Source organism: Paenibacillus sp. DS2015, from assembly GCF_050433705.1.
In the GTDB taxonomy this organism is placed as follows: domain Bacteria; phylum Bacillota; class Bacilli; order Paenibacillales; family Paenibacillaceae; genus Paenibacillus_AQ.
Genome location: NZ_JBNPWS010000012.1, coordinates 131,337 through 148,247 on the forward strand (window position 1 = coordinate 131,337; position 16,911 = coordinate 148,247).

General features: G+C 39.1%; 17 protein-coding genes and 2 pseudogenes. 15 read left to right on the forward strand and 4 right to left on the reverse strand.

Annotation, left to right across the window (positions count from 1 at the left end; translation table 11 throughout):
- Window positions 1-175 precede the first annotated feature (175 nt).
- Window positions 176-610, forward strand: coding sequence for an SRPBCC family protein (locus tag J2T13_RS12720; protein ID WP_429371741.1), 435 nt, complete (start codon window positions 176-178; stop codon window positions 608-610).
- Between the two features lie 185 nt (window positions 611-795).
- Here the strand turns inward: J2T13_RS12720 and J2T13_RS12725 are convergent, their stop codons facing one another.
- Window positions 796-1,671, reverse strand: coding sequence for a LysR family transcriptional regulator (locus tag J2T13_RS12725; protein WP_429371743.1), 876 nt, complete (start codon window positions 1,669-1,671; stop codon window positions 796-798).
- A gap of 190 nt (window positions 1,672-1,861) precedes the next feature.
- Here J2T13_RS12725 and zwf point away from each other — a divergent pair, with 190 nt between their 5' ends.
- The 8 genes and pseudogenes from zwf (at window position 1,862) to J2T13_RS12765 (ending at window position 8,301) form a co-directional block, all read left to right on the forward strand.
- Complete coding sequence (zwf, locus tag J2T13_RS12730) at window positions 1,862-3,376, forward strand: glucose-6-phosphate dehydrogenase (protein ID WP_429371745.1); 1,515 nt, start codon at window positions 1,862-1,864, stop codon at window positions 3,374-3,376.
- Window positions 3,377-3,448: 72 nt separating this feature from the next.
- On the forward strand, window positions 3,449-4,111 hold the full coding sequence (gene fsa, locus J2T13_RS12735; RefSeq protein WP_429371747.1) for a fructose-6-phosphate aldolase: 663 nt from the start codon (window positions 3,449-3,451) through the stop codon (window positions 4,109-4,111).
- A gap of 78 nt (window positions 4,112-4,189) precedes the next feature.
- Entirely contained in the window at window positions 4,190-5,608 is a 1,419-nt protein-coding gene (gene gndA, locus J2T13_RS12740) for an NADP-dependent phosphogluconate dehydrogenase (RefSeq protein ID WP_429371749.1), read from the forward strand.
- A 167-nt stretch (window positions 5,609-5,775) separates the two neighbouring features.
- Window positions 5,776-5,911, forward strand: a pseudogene (locus tag J2T13_RS12745) (SDR family NAD(P)-dependent oxidoreductase); the annotation flags it as partial.
- A gap of 359 nt (window positions 5,912-6,270) precedes the next feature.
- On the forward strand, window positions 6,271-6,426 hold the full coding sequence (locus J2T13_RS12750; RefSeq protein WP_429371751.1) for a hypothetical protein: 156 nt from the start codon (window positions 6,271-6,273) through the stop codon (window positions 6,424-6,426).
- 3 nt (window positions 6,427-6,429) lie between these two features.
- Complete coding sequence (locus J2T13_RS12755) at window positions 6,430-6,693, forward strand: hypothetical protein (protein ID WP_429371753.1); 264 nt, start codon at window positions 6,430-6,432, stop codon at window positions 6,691-6,693.
- A gap of 267 nt (window positions 6,694-6,960) precedes the next feature.
- Window positions 6,961-7,902, forward strand: a complete 942-nt coding sequence (locus J2T13_RS12760) for a ketopantoate reductase family protein (RefSeq protein WP_429371755.1) — start codon at window positions 6,961-6,963, stop codon at window positions 7,900-7,902.
- Window positions 7,903-7,980: 78 nt separating this feature from the next.
- A complete protein-coding gene (locus tag J2T13_RS12765) occupies window positions 7,981-8,301 on the forward strand; it encodes an ArsR/SmtB family transcription factor (protein ID WP_429371757.1) in 321 nt (106 codons plus the stop codon).
- Between the two features lie 293 nt (window positions 8,302-8,594).
- On the opposite strand, the gene J2T13_RS12770 is transcribed toward J2T13_RS12765, so the two are convergent.
- A complete protein-coding gene (locus J2T13_RS12770) occupies window positions 8,595-8,966 on the reverse strand; it encodes an iron chaperone (RefSeq protein ID WP_429371759.1) in 372 nt (123 codons plus the stop codon).
- A 391-nt stretch (window positions 8,967-9,357) separates the two neighbouring features.
- On the opposite strand from J2T13_RS12770, the gene J2T13_RS12775 reads away from it, so the two are divergent.
- From J2T13_RS12775 to J2T13_RS12790, 4 genes are all read left to right on the forward strand, one after another.
- Window positions 9,358-10,353, forward strand: coding sequence for a MerR family transcriptional regulator (locus J2T13_RS12775; protein ID WP_429371761.1), 996 nt, complete (start codon window positions 9,358-9,360; stop codon window positions 10,351-10,353).
- Between the two features lie 298 nt (window positions 10,354-10,651).
- Entirely contained in the window at window positions 10,652-11,188 is a 537-nt protein-coding gene (locus tag J2T13_RS12780) for an ArsR family transcriptional regulator (RefSeq protein ID WP_429371763.1), read from the forward strand.
- 17 nt (window positions 11,189-11,205) lie between these two features.
- Window positions 11,206-12,540, forward strand: a complete 1,335-nt coding sequence (locus tag J2T13_RS12785; RefSeq protein ID WP_429371765.1) for an MFS transporter — start codon at window positions 11,206-11,208, stop codon at window positions 12,538-12,540.
- Between the two features lie 130 nt (window positions 12,541-12,670).
- Window positions 12,671-13,045: a DUF305 domain-containing protein gene (locus J2T13_RS12790; protein ID WP_429371767.1), complete on the forward strand. Its 375-nt coding sequence runs from the start codon at window positions 12,671-12,673 to the stop codon at window positions 13,043-13,045.
- Window positions 13,046-13,172: 127 nt separating this feature from the next.
- Here J2T13_RS12790 and J2T13_RS12795 read toward each other — a convergent pair whose 3' ends face one another.
- Window positions 13,173-14,147, reverse strand: a complete 975-nt coding sequence (locus J2T13_RS12795) for a phosphotransferase enzyme family protein (protein ID WP_429371769.1) — start codon at window positions 14,145-14,147, stop codon at window positions 13,173-13,175.
- Window positions 14,148-14,242: 95 nt separating this feature from the next.
- On the opposite strand from J2T13_RS12795, the pseudogene J2T13_RS12800 reads away from it, so the two are divergent.
- Both J2T13_RS12800 and J2T13_RS12805 read left to right on the forward strand, forming a co-directional pair.
- Window positions 14,243-14,931, forward strand: a pseudogene (locus J2T13_RS12800) (NAD(P)H-dependent oxidoreductase).
- Between the two features lie 605 nt (window positions 14,932-15,536).
- Entirely contained in the window at window positions 15,537-16,220 is a 684-nt protein-coding gene (locus J2T13_RS12805) for a hypothetical protein (RefSeq protein ID WP_429371771.1), read from the forward strand.
- Between the two features lie 324 nt (window positions 16,221-16,544).
- On the opposite strand, the gene J2T13_RS12810 is transcribed toward J2T13_RS12805, so the two are convergent.
- On the reverse strand, window positions 16,545-16,844 hold the full coding sequence (locus J2T13_RS12810) for a transposase (protein WP_429371793.1): 300 nt from the start codon (window positions 16,842-16,844) through the stop codon (window positions 16,545-16,547).
- Window positions 16,845-16,911 lie beyond the last annotated feature (67 nt).

The following is a 16,911-nucleotide window of genomic DNA, read 5'->3' on the forward strand; positions in this document are numbered from 1 at the left end:
CTATTATACAATAGCCATGTTGTTGCTTCTATCCTCTTTTTTCATTCAAACAACATTTATACTCGAAAAATTCGTCCAGTTTAAAGGTACCTGTGTTTTGAACTATCATCTCCTATTTGTTTGATGGTATGATGATCTAAAAGTATAAATCTAATAGAGTGAGGCGGTAACCATAATGGAAACAGGCGATAAAGTAACTATAACGGTAGAAACCACAGTTCATGCACCCTTTGAAAAAGTGTGGGAATATTGGACAGAACCACAGCATATAACGAAATGGTCCTTTGCTTCTGATGACTGGCATGCACCAAATGCCGAAAATGATTTAAGGGTTGGTGGAAAATTCACTACAAGAATGGAAGCAAAAGATGGAAGCTTTGGCTTTGATTTGGGTGGAGATTACGATGATATTAGAATAAATGAATTTATTTCTTACACTCTTGGAGATGGAAGAAAAGTTACGGTCTCATTTATGAGTCAAGAAAACGCAACTAAGGTGATTGAAGCTTTTGAAGCAGAAGCCACCCAGTCCATTGAGCAGCAAAAGGCAGGCTGGCAGGCGATCCTAGACAATTTTAAGAAACATAGCGAACTTTCTAAAGAAAATTAAAACTGAATCGGACATGAAAGCTAATTTTTACCGTCCCTTAAATAGACAATTTGAATGACTACAAATCAATGAAGAGCTAAATAAAGTTGTGTATGATTCTAGAATGGCAGATACATAAAAGAAACCATTGTGCCTACCCGACTTAAAGTGGGAAGACACAATGGTTTCTTGTGGAATGGATTCATCTATCTAAATTGATCAATGAACTTACAAGCAGCACTGGAGAGAGGCATGTTACGCATATTCATAATCCCTACCTGAGAGGGAGGTAGCTGCACGTCTAGTTGAATTTCGAAGAGGGAACCCTCTTCCAGCTCCTTGGCAACAAATTCTCTAGTCACGTAGGAGATTCCGAGTCCTTTCCGCGCAAACTCAATAAGAAGATCCACGCTTCCAACCTCGATTTCAGGCTTGAGTTTATAACCATACCCTTGAATTAATTCTGTAATGGCCATTCGTGCCCGGCTATTGCGCGAGAATAGGATAAGAGGGTACTGTAGTAGCATTTCCAATGATAACACCTCGTCCTTAAGCTCGACATAATGAGCTCCCGCGACAAAACAATCCTGCAACTGAATCCCCTCCCTCACTTCAATTTGGGAGTCGCCGATTGGCATACGAACCACGCCCAGATCAATCTTACCTTCTTTTAAGTAAGCCATAATTTCCGGAGTAGTGCCATGAAGAAGATGAAGTCCGATGCCGGGATGCTGACGGTGAAAGGCTTCTAAGTAAGGTAATAAATAATACTTAAACAGTGAATCGCTTCCGCCAATCCGCAGCTCACCACTGTCCAGATTTTTCAGTTCTTCCATCTTCTTCTCTGCAAGCGAGATTAAGATGTGAGACTGTTCAATATAGGAATAGAGGACGGCGCCCTCTTCTGTTAGAACGACACCTTTGGAATTACGATAAAACAAAGTGATACCTAAGCTTTCTTCCAGTTGCTTGATGGCGTGGCTGACGCTCGGTTGAGTGAGATACAAGGAATGGGCAGCTTGTGTTAAGCTCCCTGTCTTCGCAGCCCAATAAAAGACCTTATACAACTCGTGATTGATCATAGATATGGTCTATAGCTCCTCTCGAATATATTGATTACTTGTATAGGTAGTATTCGTATTATAGTAGAACTAAGGTAAATAATCCAGAGTTTATAGAATGGAGATACGGTAGGTATGGTTGTTTACGACCTGTCGTCAGTCCGACATTTACAGAATATCAGAAGAGAAGTTAGGGTGGGAGGAGAAAATAATGGAGGCTACAACGTTTGTCTTGTTTGGAGCGACAGGGGACTTAGCTAAAAGAAAAATCTACCCTGCGCTATATAATTTATTTGTAGATCAGAAGCTTCCGGAAATCTTCTCCGTGATTGGACTTGGGAGAAGAGAGGTATCGGATGAAGCCTTTCAAGCCAATATTGAACAATCTCTTCGTACTTTTTCTAGACGCGAAGTTAACGATCCTGCATTAATGAAAAATTTCTTAAGTGCATTCCGTTATCAAGTCCTAGATGTGAGTCATAAAGAGGATTACCAGAAGCTGCTACAGCGAATAGAACAGCAAGAAAAAGAGTGGGGAATTCTTCCGAATCGGATGTTTTATTTATCCGTTGGACCTGAATTTTTTGAAACGATAGCATCCAATATCAAAGAAAGCGGGCTTGGTACTACGAAGGGGTGGAAGCGCCTGATGATCGAGAAGCCCTTTGGCCATGATTTGCAGTCTGCGCGGGCTTTGAACCAGCATCTGAGCGAATCTTTTGCCGAAGATGAAGTTTATCGAATCGATCATTATCTCGGCAAGCCTATGGTACAGAAACTTGAGGTTCTGCAGCAGACAAATCCAGTCCTTCAGGCATTGTGGACCAACCGTTATATCGCCAACGTACAGATTACTGCAAATGAAACCGTTGGTGTTGAAGAAAGAGCCAGTTATTACGATCAAGTAGGAGCCGTAAGAGACATGTTCCAGAACCATATGCTGCAATTGCTTATGATGCTGGCGATCCACCTTCCGAACAACAGTAACTCCGAACAGGTGCGAAATAAAAAGAAAATGGTTATGGAATCGCTGGAGCCGATACATAAACAGGATGTTAGCTCCAACGTGATCCGAGGGCAGTACCAAGCAGGCACAGTCCAAGGGCAGTCCGTAAAGGGATATACTTCTGAACAAGGAATTGCTAGTACATCAAAGAATGACACATTTATAGCCGCTAGATTGCAAATAGATGACTTTTTTTGGAGGGGGGTTCCTTTCTATATCCGCACGGGTAAACGAATGAAGGAGAAATCAACACGGATTGTTATCGAATTCAAAGAACCGTTGAAGCAGATCTCTTCTACAAATGAGAGTGGTCAAGTGCCTAATCTTCTAGTGTTTGAAATTACTCCTAACGAAGGCATTACGTTGCAATTAAATTCTAGGGATCCCCGGCAAAGAGGGGAATTCCAACCTATTCTTATCGATTTTCATACGAGTAGTCATGATGTGCCTGAGGCTTACGAGAATCTTATTCATGATGCTTTGCAAGGCGATCACACGTTCTTTGCACATTGGGATGAAGTTGAACTGTCCTGGGCATGGGTGCAACCTATCTTGGATGCATTCGAAGAGAACCTTGTTCCTCTTCATGGTTATTCAGCGGGTACTTCCGGGCCTGACGAGTCTGATCAGTTATTGGCGAAAGATGGATACCATTGGTGGTTCGATTCTAAACCTGAAGAAGAAATCGAAAGCCCAATGTCTCTTAGTTCAAATTTTTAATCCAGTAATCCAGTAATTCAGTAATTCAGTAATTCAGTAATTTATTAATTATAAAAATGGAGGAATATGATTATGAAATTCTTTATCGATACTGCAAATTTGGAAGACATTAATAAAGCTTATAAAATTGGTGTATTATCTGGTGTTACAACGAATCCTTCCTTAGTTGCTAAAGAAGGTGTGAAATTCGAAGATCGAATTGCAAAAATTTTGCGAGCTGTTCCCGAGGTGGAATCCGTTTCAGCGGAAGTCACACCTGATGCTATTACAGCCGAAGAAATGATCGCACAAGCGAACCAATTGATCAAAATCAATAACCATGATACAAATATCACCATTAAGCTACCGATGACGATAGCAGGTCTAGAAGCTTGCCGTTATCTTACTAAAAAAGGTGTAAAAACAAATGTGACTTTAATTTTCACTGTGAACCAAGCACTCTTGGCTGCTCGTGCAGGTGCCACCTATGTATCACCATTCCTGGGCCGGTTGGACGATATTTCGGAGGATGGTGTCCTATTAATCGCAAAGATTGCTGAATTATTCCGTATTCATAACCTTGATGCACAAATCATCGCTGCATCCGTTCGCCATCCGGATCACGTGACTCGCGTCGCGATGGCTGGTGCGCATATTGCAACGATTCCGTATAGTGTGATCGAACAAATCTCTAAGCATCCTTTAACGGACCAAGGGTTGGAAAAGTTCGCTATCGATTGGAAAAAATCAGTTTAATATTTAGACTACGTTCATCAAAACACGAGTTGATAGAAAATATACTAGATGGCTTTTGTAGCAGAAAGGTTGTTAGTGATGACAAAACAGCAAATTGGTGTGGTCGGCTTAGCCGTCATGGGTAAAAATTTAGCCTTGAATATGGAAAGTAAAGGTTTCTCCGTTGCTTTATATAATCGTTCACCGGAGAAAACGAATGAACTGTTGAACGAAGCGCAAGGAAAAAATGTTGTAGGTACGTTCACGATCGAAGAATTTGTCCAATCATTAGAGACGCCACGTAAAATATTAATTATGGTAAAAGCAGGGCAACCGACAGACGACACCATTAATCAGCTTGTGCCTTACTTAAATCAAGGGGATATTCTCATAGATGGCGGAAACGCATATTTCCCTGACACACAAAGAAGAAATAAAGATCTACAAGCGAAAGGATTCCGTTTTATCGGCGCAGGTGTATCGGGCGGAGAAGAGGGTGCGTTGAAAGGCCCAGCGATTATGCCAGGTGGGCAAAAAGATGCTTATGAGCTAGTAGAGCCAATCCTGACTGCTATATCGGCAAAAGTTGACGGAGACCCTTGTTCTACTTACATCGGAGCAGACGGTGCTGGACATTATGTCAAAATGGTACACAACGGGATCGAATACGGCGATATGCAGCTCATTGGCGAAGCGTACCAATTATTGAAGGATGTCTTGAACTTAAATACAAGTGAATTGCATGACATTTTCGCTGAATGGAACCGTGGCGAGCTGAACAGTTATTTAATCGAAATCACAGCCGACATTTTTGCTAAGACAGATCCGGACACTGGCAAACCTATGGTAGATGTGATCCTAGATTCAGCAGGACAGAAGGGAACTGGAAAATGGACGAGCCAAAATGCATTGGACTTGGGCGTTCCGTTGTCCATTATTACAGAATCCGTGTTTGCCCGGTTTATCTCTGCGATGAAAGAAGAACGTGTGGCCGCGAGCAAGTTGCTGAAAGGCCCTACGATATCAAGCTATGAAGGCGATCCTAAAGAATTTATTGAGGCCGTTCGCAAAGCGTTGTATGCAAGTAAAATAGCTTCGTATGCGCAAGGTTTTGCCCAAATGAGAGTGGCTTCTGATGAGTACAAATGGGACTTGAACTATGGTAGCATTGCGATGATATTCCGTGGGGGATGTATTATTCGCGCAGGTTTCTTGCAGAACATTAAGGATGCTTATGATCGAGATCCAGCTTTGAAAAACCTGTTTTTAGATGATTACTTCAGAGTGATTGTTGAAAACTATCAAGAAGCCTGGAGAAATGTCGTATCCATGGCTGTAACAAGAGGGATTCCGGTTCCTGCTTTTGCATCCGCTCTAGCTTATTATGATAGTTATCGTTCGGAGAGGTTGCCAGCTAATTTATTACAAGCGCAAAGGGATTATTTCGGGGCACATACATTCGAACGGGTTGATCAAAAAGGAAGTTTTCATTTTCAATGGATGGAAAATAACGAATAAACCTAATAAACCTAATGAGACTAATCCTTCAAACGGATTACTCCATGTAAGACTATAAGAGCACTTCTGTGGATGGTAATGAAATTTCTAACTTTCATTATACAAACATAGGAGTGCTTTTTATTTCCGTAGGTTGATTAAACGTTCAATGTTAAATAGATAAATCTCAATCTGAAATACAGCGATTTATCAAACCTATTGAAATAGGTAGACTAACTATATTTGTATGCAGTCCATATGCATCTGCATTTAAAGGTTCTCCTATCCGTATGGATGGGGGGAATGGTACCGACTATATATTAAATATATCTATATTATGCATGTATCAATGAACCTGTTTCACCTATTAACACTTGGGAATTTCCAATAACTACGAATGGAAAAGTTGTAAATGTGGTATAATCGCAAGTAACAATAATCACTGACAAGGTCTTTTCATGAGTGAATGTTTATGGCGAGTGGTGTGTACCCAAGCCAAAACAATTCATATATATTTGAAAAACATATCCGCAAAGATGAACCATAAATGTCTATAAATGAAAGGAAAAAAATGAACTGCGCTATGTAATGATGGCAGAGGAAATGAAAGAGAAATTTAAACAAGAGCAGATCGTTAGAAGCGGAGAGAATGGAATTTCAATATCGGCGTCTCCAGTCCATGGGTGGTCGATTTCGAAGTTGAAATTAACGGCACGACTACGAACATTACTTATTTAACAAAGACAAGTGAGCCTGCTTACTACAACACGATGGAGCCAATCACTTTTGGCAAAGAAAATGGAACGCTTGTGTTTGTTGACTATATTAAGGGGGATTAGTAAATGTCAAATGGAGCGAAAAGACTCTTTAAGCTATTTGCCAAGAATATTAAAGAATCAAGGGGAGCAGGTCAATATCAAGCAAATGGAATCAATATTAGCTGCGTTCATTGTCGACATGATAAATTCGAACATGGATATGCACAGTTAAATACAGCTTTCTTGAGTTTTCTTAATCTCGATTTTGCGAACCGTTCAGCCAATACATTGACCTGTCACCGTTGTGGTTATGTCCATTGGTTTAATAAAGATATAAAGAGAGTGTAAAGATGATTTATGTGATTTATGAAACCTTCGATCAGGCGGCGGGGGATAATAGTTTTGTTGGGATATCCGTGTGAATTAATGATATTGAAGCTCGCCTGGCGCAATGCTGGATCGGAGTTTTTTGACAATAAAGAGGGTAAAGTATAAAATACAATTCGAAAGTTGTCGAAACGTAATATCAAAAAAAAGAATAGGAAAGCGCATATGGTTAGCGTGGAGATCGAAGAAACAGCAACACTAAAAAAAGTGAAAGCAGGAGGTCATCGAATGAGGGTATTGGTTTATGGAGCCGGGGTCTTGGGAAGTTATCTTGCCCATGCGTTAGTGCGGGGTGGCAATGATGTGACTATGCTCGCGAGAGGACGGAGGGTGGATGAACTGCAGAATGATGGACTTGTGATTCGTCATTATTTTCAACTTCGTACTACGGTGGACAAGGTGAGTGTGATACGTGATCTGCAGCCGGAGGATGTATATGACCTTATTTTTGTAGTGATGAAATATCCGGATTTCCAGGCGGTATTACCTGTTCTTGCGGCGAATCACAGTGGACATGTGGTTATCGTGGGAAATAATGCGAGTCCCGCTGAGATGCTAAGTTATTTGGAGGATAACAGTCCTGTGGAGAAAAAGGTAGCGTTCGCTTTTCAGAGCAGTGCTGGATGGAGGGAGAATGGCAAGATAATCAGTGTGCGTGGTCCAAAGGTGCAAATAGCAGTCGGTGGTCTGGGTGAAGAGCTATCCTGGCGACCTTTGATCGAGCAAGCTTTTGTTAAGACTCAATATAAACTGACTTATTATAAGGATATGGATGAGTGGCTAAATAGTCATATGATTATGATTTTGCCTTTAAATTTCATCGCTCCAGTCAGTGGCGGCAATCTGCGGGAAGCCGCAAGAAACAAGAAACTGTTGAATCAGGTGATTGATGCTATAGATGAGGGGCATCAAGTATTGGAATCACTAGGATATACGGTTATGCCTGCGAGTCAACCACAATTGGCCCGGGATAAGCGGAAGCTACTCTACATAGGGCTGAAAATTATATTGGCGACCCCTTTTGGAAGAATTCTCTTGAGTGATAAGGCGGTGTCCGCAGACGAGATGTCCGCGCTAAATCATGCCTTTAATGAGTTGAAGCAACGGGCGAACATTCCGACACCAAACTGGGATAAGTTTCAGAAATATGCTCCGAATTTGCAGGACTGATTGCAATGCATAGGTATTCCTTATTTAAATTGACATTAACCCTCGGTTAAGCTAGAATTATTTGATAATTATCGAATAATGACATTGTTTGATTGGGGTTGCTCAATATTGGATACCAAAAAAATGGCTAAAATCTTTAAAGCCCTTTCGAATGAGAACCGGTTAGAATTATATTTGAAAATCGCAGAGTCACATGAAGCCAGTTTTGAAGCGGGTGGTGGACTTTGTGTTGCAGAAATCGTCTCATGCCTGAATATTGGTGCGCCGACCGTTTCGCATCATATCAAAGAATTGGTGAATGCAGAACTAGTGACAACAGAGAAAAAAGGGAAGTTCTTAATATGTAAGGTTAATAAGCAAATTGTTGCTGAAATTACGGAAATGATGGCTTTGGAATAGCGTGAATAATGACTATTATAGGCAGTTTCATCGATTTATAATTTGATAGTTTGTCTATTAAATTGAAGAATCTGCTTGGAGAAATACCTATTTTAAATAAGTAAAGTCGTAAACTGAATTATAATAGAACAATGATCTGCTTAATCATAAAAATACACTCACGCACTTTATGTTTGCGAGGGTGTATTTTTATATGGTAGCTCGAGTGCAAAACAACTTGAATTCCTCTGTTTCATACGGCCATTTATTATTCTCTTAGCAGCTGTCGCACTTCATAGTATAATCCGTCTTGTTTATTTTCGCCAAAAAGCTGAACAATCTTCCTTATCCAAAATATTAAATTCGATCATTTTCTCAAGTAATGAGAAATCAACCGGACGATCCCACCGGATACGTAGCAACTGCTTGGTGTGATCATAGCCAGCCTGCACAATTTCATCAGAAAAATGATTAATTCCTGCACTTTCAGGGGCAACTGCCAAATGATGTTTGGCTATGCTAAAGCCAATAATAAATGTGTCATGATCGGTAAACATAGGCTGATTCCAAGCAATTTTTGGCTTTAAATTTGTGAATTTCCTAGTTATCCAATCCAAAACTTCTTCCGTTCGTTCCCGATGTTGTGGGTTATCAATATGCGCTAAATATTCTGCGAAAACTTCCATGTCGATGTCTCCTAAAATGAAAAATATTTTTGAACGATGTAATTTTTCATGCCAATATGCCATGTGTGTATAGATAAAATACCCCTTTAGATAATCATATCCAACGGGGTGAAATGGTGCAACCTTTTTAAAAAACAGTTAATGAATCAATGTTATCTCTCTTATCATTCATAGGTTTTCATGACTGATTTCAATAAATGAAACAATAATAATTATTAAAGGGACACAGATTATGATTTCCGTAATCTAAGTCCCTAAACTTCTTATACATCCTGTTATATTAAGTTACGGTCAATCAGCATGTGAAGATACTCAGTAAATATTAGCGTAATATTATTCATTGACTTTGACCTCGTGTCGTACTTTATACTGATGTTGAAAGGGGGATATTATGGATTTACAAACAATAAGCATGGTATCGAAAAACTTCGGAATATCGACAAGAACGCTAAGATATTACGAACAATTAGGATTACTCCAAAGCGTTAAAAAGGCGGGGTACGCTTATCGTACATATGACAATGATTCATTAAGTAGATTAAAAGAGATCATCATATTAAGAAAGCTCCGAATACCATTGAAAGATATACAGTTAATATTACAAACGGAAGAAACTACAATTGCATTAGAGGTATTTCAAGCCAAGATCAATGAGCTGTCGGATGAAATTACAGCACTTTCTACTATTAAATCAATTTTAGCTGAGTTTATTACCCATCTTAAGGAGAATGTCGAGGTTAACATTAACCCGCGATTATTGGCTGATGAGCCATTACTAATGCTAATGGACACGCTGTCTATTTCAAAAAACAATTTGAAGGAGGAGACCCACGTGAATGATTTAATTCATACGAATGAAAGTCTGTCAAAGTTAACAAATGTAAGAATTATATATTTACCTCCAGCAACTGTAGCCAGTATTCATTTTCATTGCGATGAGCCTGAAGCTCATGCTAATGAGGTGATGAATAAGTTTGTGAGAGAATATAATTTATGTGAAATTAAACAGGACTTGCGTCATTATGGTTTTAATAATCCTAATCCGTCGTCCGATACACCAGCGGGAAGCCCAGATCACGGGTATGAAGTATGGGTAACAATTCCTGAGGATGTGGTTGTTCCAGAACCCCTTACTAAGAAATATTTCGCAGGAGGATTGTATGCAGCACACATGATTAAAATGGGTGACTTTCATGAATGGCAATGGCTATGTGATTGGGCACAAATTAGCGAAGAATATGAACCGAATTGGGGCGAACCTGAATGTATGGACGGTCTACTGGAAGAGCATCTAAACTATATCAATCATGTAAATCTTCCTAATACAGAACCTGTTGGTATGCAGTTAGATTTGCTAATTCCGATTAAACCAAAACACCACCTGTAACCTGATTATAGGTGGTGCCAACCGCAAGCTTTTTCATCTTCCTTAATTTCGCAATAACATTGGGTACGGGAGCTCATATAAATTCTCGTTCTTTATACTGAACTCAATAAGAGGGCATTTCGGCTAGATCGAAATGTTCTTTTTGCATACTGTTTTAATTTATTTATTCTACTGGGTTTACAAATTATGGACTCCATTGTAAGATAAACGCAACTGATCTAAATAATTAGATCGAACAAATATTATAGATCAGTTACTTTTTTGATCATTATTCGAACCTATATGGAGGGGAACGTCAGTGGATTCAGAATCAACGCATTCAGTTCCAATCGTCGATATTTCTGTGGAGCAGTCTAAATTACTTAGTAGTGCGAAACGCATTCAGATCATTAGTTGTTTACAGAATAGCGCAAAGACATCCAAACAAGTTTCCGTAGAATTAGGGCAGTCCCCAGGGAGTACGCATTACCACATTATTAAATTATATGAGGGCGGGCTTATCGATCTTGTGGAGACACGGACGGAGGGAGGAATCATTGAGAAGTACTACTTAGCTAAGTCGAAATGGTACAACACGAACACCAACTCTAATCAATTTATTGATCCAATACTGGCTGAGGATTCAGATTCGAGTTCAGATGTATCAACATCTCGAACGATGCTGAGTCTGAGATTATTTCTTACGCCATCACAACGAGAGGAATTGACTTCCGAATTCAAAGACTTACTAGAAAAATGGGTTGAGAACACTTCTGAATCCCATGGTGAGGATGTGAAAGAGTTCGCCGTTGGAATCAAATTATTGTCTGTTAATAAGATTCAAGGAAATCAATGATGATTAGAGGTGTGAGAGTGGATATTTTAAAAAACAGAAACTTTACGCTAATGTTTATAGGTAGAATACTAACGAACATCGGAGATAGCTTATATACTGTAGCAGCCATGTGGCTTGTCTATGATCTTAGTGGTTCGACTTTATATACGGGGTTAGCAGGTTTTTTGTCGATTATTCCGAAGATTATTCAACTTCTCTCAGGACCATTCATCGACCGTCTTCCCGTCCGAGGCGTGTTAGTATACAGTCAACTCATCCAAGGCATATTATTACTTATCGTTCCTATTGCATACTATTTCGGAGTCTTAACCGTTGGGTTAGTTCTGATCATTACACCATTATTAGCAACTTGTAATACGTGGGTATATCCAGCTCAGATGTCTGCTCTTCCGAAAATCCTAGAGAAGAAGCAGTTAACGCAAGGTAATTCTCTTTTTTCATTAGCTTATCAAGGGATTGATGTGGCTTGTAATGCTGTATCGGGTATCCTAATTGGTATACTTGGTGCGGTTTCATTATATTTATGGAATTCAATAGGTTTTTTTATAGGGGCACTATTATTTGCTCAGATCCGTATTAAGCCTGGAGGGGTCAAATCAGAAGGTAACTTATCTATTGAACCACACGAGTCTTCTGCACCGATGGCTCTCCATGAAAATAAGCCTAAGCAAACTAACATGAACAGGTATTTCTTAGATTTGAAAGAAGGGATACGGTTGCTTGTTAAAACACCGTTATCCAAAATTCTTTTTGGTGTGATTATCATTAATGTTGCTGGAGGGGCAACGTTCAGTGTAATGCCCATGTATAGTGATCATCTTGGGGGTGCTGATGTGTATGGAATATTACTCATGTCACAAGCACTTGGAAGTCTCGTTGGCGCTTTGTGCGCACCTTATCTAAGACTTGAACGAATACGTTTAGGGAGATTATATGCCATCGCTTTCACACTCTCAGGATTAGCTTGGTTCTTAAGTGTTCACAGCCCATGGCTATGGGTTACCTTTCTTGTGTATGGCTTAGCCTGGTTTCCTGGAGGAGCAGTGAATGTGATCATAAACACGGTTCTGCAAAAAGGAGTACCTCAGCAGTATTTAGGTCTAATTTTTTCAGTAACTATGGCACTAAGTGGAATTGCATTACCTTTAGGTAGTCTTATAGGCGGTACCTTAGGTGTGTGGTTGGATAGCTCCACAGTGATCTCATTATGTGGCATCACCGTTCTACTCGTTGGATTGTATTGGTCGATGGATAGAACAGCTCGCAGCTTGCCTAATACAGAGGTCATTGATGAAGGATTTTTTGGATTCTCTCATCAGTCAGTTGGAACCAGTCATTCAATAGAAATGTAAGCAAAACCATGGAACTTCAACACGATCATGATAAACACCGTCAGGGAGACGACTCGTATTCCCATTTGAAATGAAAGGCACATTAGCCTAATGCCCAGAATAGGCTATTCAAAAAGGAGTTTTTAGCCTGATGAATAGTCATTGCGAACTGAGCCTTGTAACGAAGGCCTATCTAGATTCTTTCTTCAATATTCTTAATAACATGATTCGGGAAATGACAAGTGTACCTCTTTCCCATAGTATTTCTGATGTTTTTATTTGGCAGATGATTCCACATCACGCAGCAGCGATTGAAATGTCTAAAAATATTCTGAAATACACTACAAACCTTGAATTGCAAAGTATCGCATTGAACATTATTGCTGAACAAACAAAAAGTATCGCGAATATGCAAATGACAAATACGGATTATGAACGATCACATTACATGAATAGATTTAGGGAAATATCTGACACGATGTTCAATCAAATGCAACAGCTGCTAGCAAGACTAGATTGTTGTTGAATTAGAACAATGAAATGAATAAATCCTAGCTCAATAGGAGGAAGGCTTCCGGATGTGGTGGTCTTTTCTCAATTAAACAGGCAATGAGGTTGAAGAAAGATTTTACGATTTCCTAAAACGCCATCACTTACTTGAATGAATAGAAAACTTCTTTTCCCTCAAGAAAATCTCGGCATAGCGGTACTGTTTTTACGATATGTTCTTTGACCCAGCCGTTACGGTTAGAATCGCGAATAAACATGGCATAACTAATGAAAATGTCCATAAATATGAAGCCTTCAATATTTCTTATATCATCATAAGAAAAGGTTGTTTTTGAAGCATAACCTTGTAGAAAGGTATTTCTGTGTTCACTGTTAAGAACCGTGGAGGCACTTCCCAGATCAAATAGATAATATCCATATCCCGACAAACAAAAGTCAATGAGACATGGCTCACCTGCTGAAACAACTACATTATGCGGTTGAATGTCAGCATGGATTATACCCCATTGTTGCTCTCTAGCGTTCAGCGCTGTTATCTGTTCTTTAACAACTTCGAGAACCTTCGCAATCAACTCATAGTCTGAATGACTATACACATTGTCCTGTACTCCGTATTTCAGCTCTTCTAGTGTATGATTTATGCTGTCAATACCGTATTCAGGTCGATCTAACCCAAAGAGTTTATAATCATAGGAAGCTATATGTAAATCTGCAAGCTGCTGTCCTAATTTGAAAGTAATATCTTCTATGTTATCTACATTCAAGGAGAGTACTGAACCATCAATCCACTCCAGTAATGTTGCGTAACAACGATTAAATTCATCTGAATAATATTCTGTCACAAACTCGCCGAAGCAGTTAGCAACGGGTGTCTGAACTTGTATGATATCTTTCTGATTCAGTTTTTGAAGTAACTGTACTTCTGATCGTAAGCCTTTTAATGTATGTTGTATACCTGTTAGACCATCTGTAATAGGTTTATGAATGCGTAGCAAATAATTTTTGCTGCTCTTGTTATCGGTTACTCTAAAAGTGATATTCTCATTATGTCTGATGAACTCAATAACTGGTTCTGAGATTAGATAGAGCGATAGCACGTCTACTGCATGCTTAATCAAGAGAATCCCTCCATATTCAAATTCATAAAGGAAGTATAACAAATGAATTGTTTTTTAAATGTGATAAAATAGCTGTTGAAGTGTGAAAGTTAAGAATGAATAAAGGAGTTTATATATTGAGTGATCTAGAGGTAAAGAAAAGTGAGATTCTATCGGCATTTCAATTTCGACACGCTACGAAAGATTTTGATCCTAATAAGAAAATAAATGATGCTGACTTTCAGTACATATTGGAGACAGGTCGTCTATCTCCAAGCTCGTATGGCTTTGAACCTTGGAAATTTGTCATTGTGCAACATAAGGACATTCGTGCCAAGTTAGCGGAGTATGCTTCAGGCGCTAGAAGACAATTACCAACAGCAAGTCATTTTATGATTATTCTATCAAGATTGCCGAAAGATATGGTTGCAAGCTCTGATTATATTCAGAGAATGTCCAGAAGTTGTCACCCGAAACTGCACAGGGGAAGCAGACAACCTATGATCATTTTTTGAAAACAGGGTTTGCGATTGAAGATGATCCGAGAGTTATGTTCGAATGGGCCTGCCGTCAAACTTATATTGCATTAGGGAACATGATGACTGCTGCCGCATGGATCGGTATTGATTCTTGCCCAATTGAAGGATTTAACAGAGAGAAGATCAGCGATGTATTAGTTGCAGAAGGAATAATGGACCCTGAACATTATGGTGTGTCTGTTATGGCTGCTTTTGGCTATAGATTACATGACCCAGCTGAAAAGACACGTCGATGCGCGCAGGAAGTCGTTGAGTGGGTGGAATAACGCTGAATTTGATAGGAGATATATAACGAGAGAAGAAAGAAATGCATCACATATATTTGAATAATAGGGGGAAGCTTCGAAACGGCAACGCGTGCAGGAACGCAAGTTTCTAAGCTATCCATGGTTAGTCAGTCGGGCAATATAAGGGGGAATGTACAATCCAAGTCGTCTTTGTAGACTCTTGGATTGTACATTCCCTTATTTGGGATCCATTACGGCTCTACTAAGGTAGCTCGAAATTGACATCTGTATGCCGATTCTCTAGCATTCTGTGATGTGATGCAAAAAGCGTTAAAAGCTAGAGTGATATGAAATTCTTGCAGACAGATTACTCTAATGAGCAATTTGTCTTTTTTTTTGTATTAATTTGAAGTGGGTAAGTTCTATATTTTGGAAGGGGATTGGAATGACGATAGCGAATGTATACTCATCAAGTCAATATGTCATGCTGAATTGAACAGATGTGGGATGATAGGACCTAACTTCGTCTATCAACCTACTGAGGTGGTTAAAACGAATTCGCCTATCCATCCGTATGAAAGGGATAGGCGAATTCGTGGATTGGTATTTATCGGAAATTATTCTTAATATTGGAGGAAAACTAAATGAAAAAAAAGATCAGTATTTCATTGCTTCTATTTATTTTTTTAATAGGTAATGCCGTTGGAGTTTATGCAGCAACACAGTACAAAGAAGTAAAGGCATTGTTTTATCCCGCAGTAAAAGTAGAATTGAATGGTCAAGAAGTTAATGCTGTTAAAGCTCTAAAGTATGATGGTTCACTTTATTTATCGGTTAGAAGTATATCGGAGTATTTTGGATTAAACTCCACCCTGAAATATGATAGTAAGAATAACAAAGTAACAATTGGCGGTCCTAAATATGTAAATATCTATGATCCTAACACTCAAAACTTCTATCAAGTTATAGTAAACGGAAATTGGAATTCTTCTATACAAACTAATTCAAGGCAAATGATAAGCAACTATTACATGGGTATTGATATTAATTTGGATATCCGTAATGAGACTTCATTAGATGAATATTATAAAAGCTTATTAAAGAATGAATATAAATATATTAAAGTAACAAATGAAGATAATACTAAAATTAATAATACAGAAGCAAAAATTATAGATTATACAACTAAAGATAGTGTAGGTAAACTCGCAGTAATTCATAAAGACTCTGATTTTGTGACCATATTCTTTTTTGTTGATAAAACAAGGTTCAAAGAGACTGATTTTAAAGAATTCGAAAAAATAATCAATAGTTTTAATATCCAATAAAGAACAATAACATCCGATAACACTTTGGATTGGTTGCGCAGTTGCCCGAAAAAAAGACCTTCATAACATTGCATGAAGGCTGGCACTATTATGATCATATGAGCAGAAAAGTGACGCGGCAATTGCGCAAATCCATGTTGAACGATGCCGCGAATATTTGCTAGCCTATGGGCTTTGTTATTTACTTCCATCTCTTAATGTAGCACAATATAAGAGAATTCACTTTCAAACGGCTAAGGTCAGCGTGCTAATTCACCAATAAATACATACCTCCCCCCTCCCCAGATCAGGCATCGTGACAAAAAGTATGCCATTTCATCGCGTTTACCCACCGCCCGGATTCAACGCCAATATTTTACACCAAGTTCCTCCACAAGAGGGGCAAAGGGAAATATCCACACCGGTTAATTTGAAAATAAGTTCCTTCGTCGTTAATTTTACTTTAGGTTTAATCGGCGTACGAGTCAGCCGCAAACATTTTAGCAGTTTGGTTTTCCGGTTGGCGTTGCTGAGAAATCCATAATATCTAATCTTTTGAAACCCAGAGGGTAGCACATGCATCATGAATCTTCGCATAAACTCCATCGCATCCAGTGCGGTAGTTGTCAAGACAGTTGTCGCGATTCCATAGAATTTATGTAGTCATTTGAATTGTTCTTCATCAGCATCTATGACTCCATCTTTTTCGGGA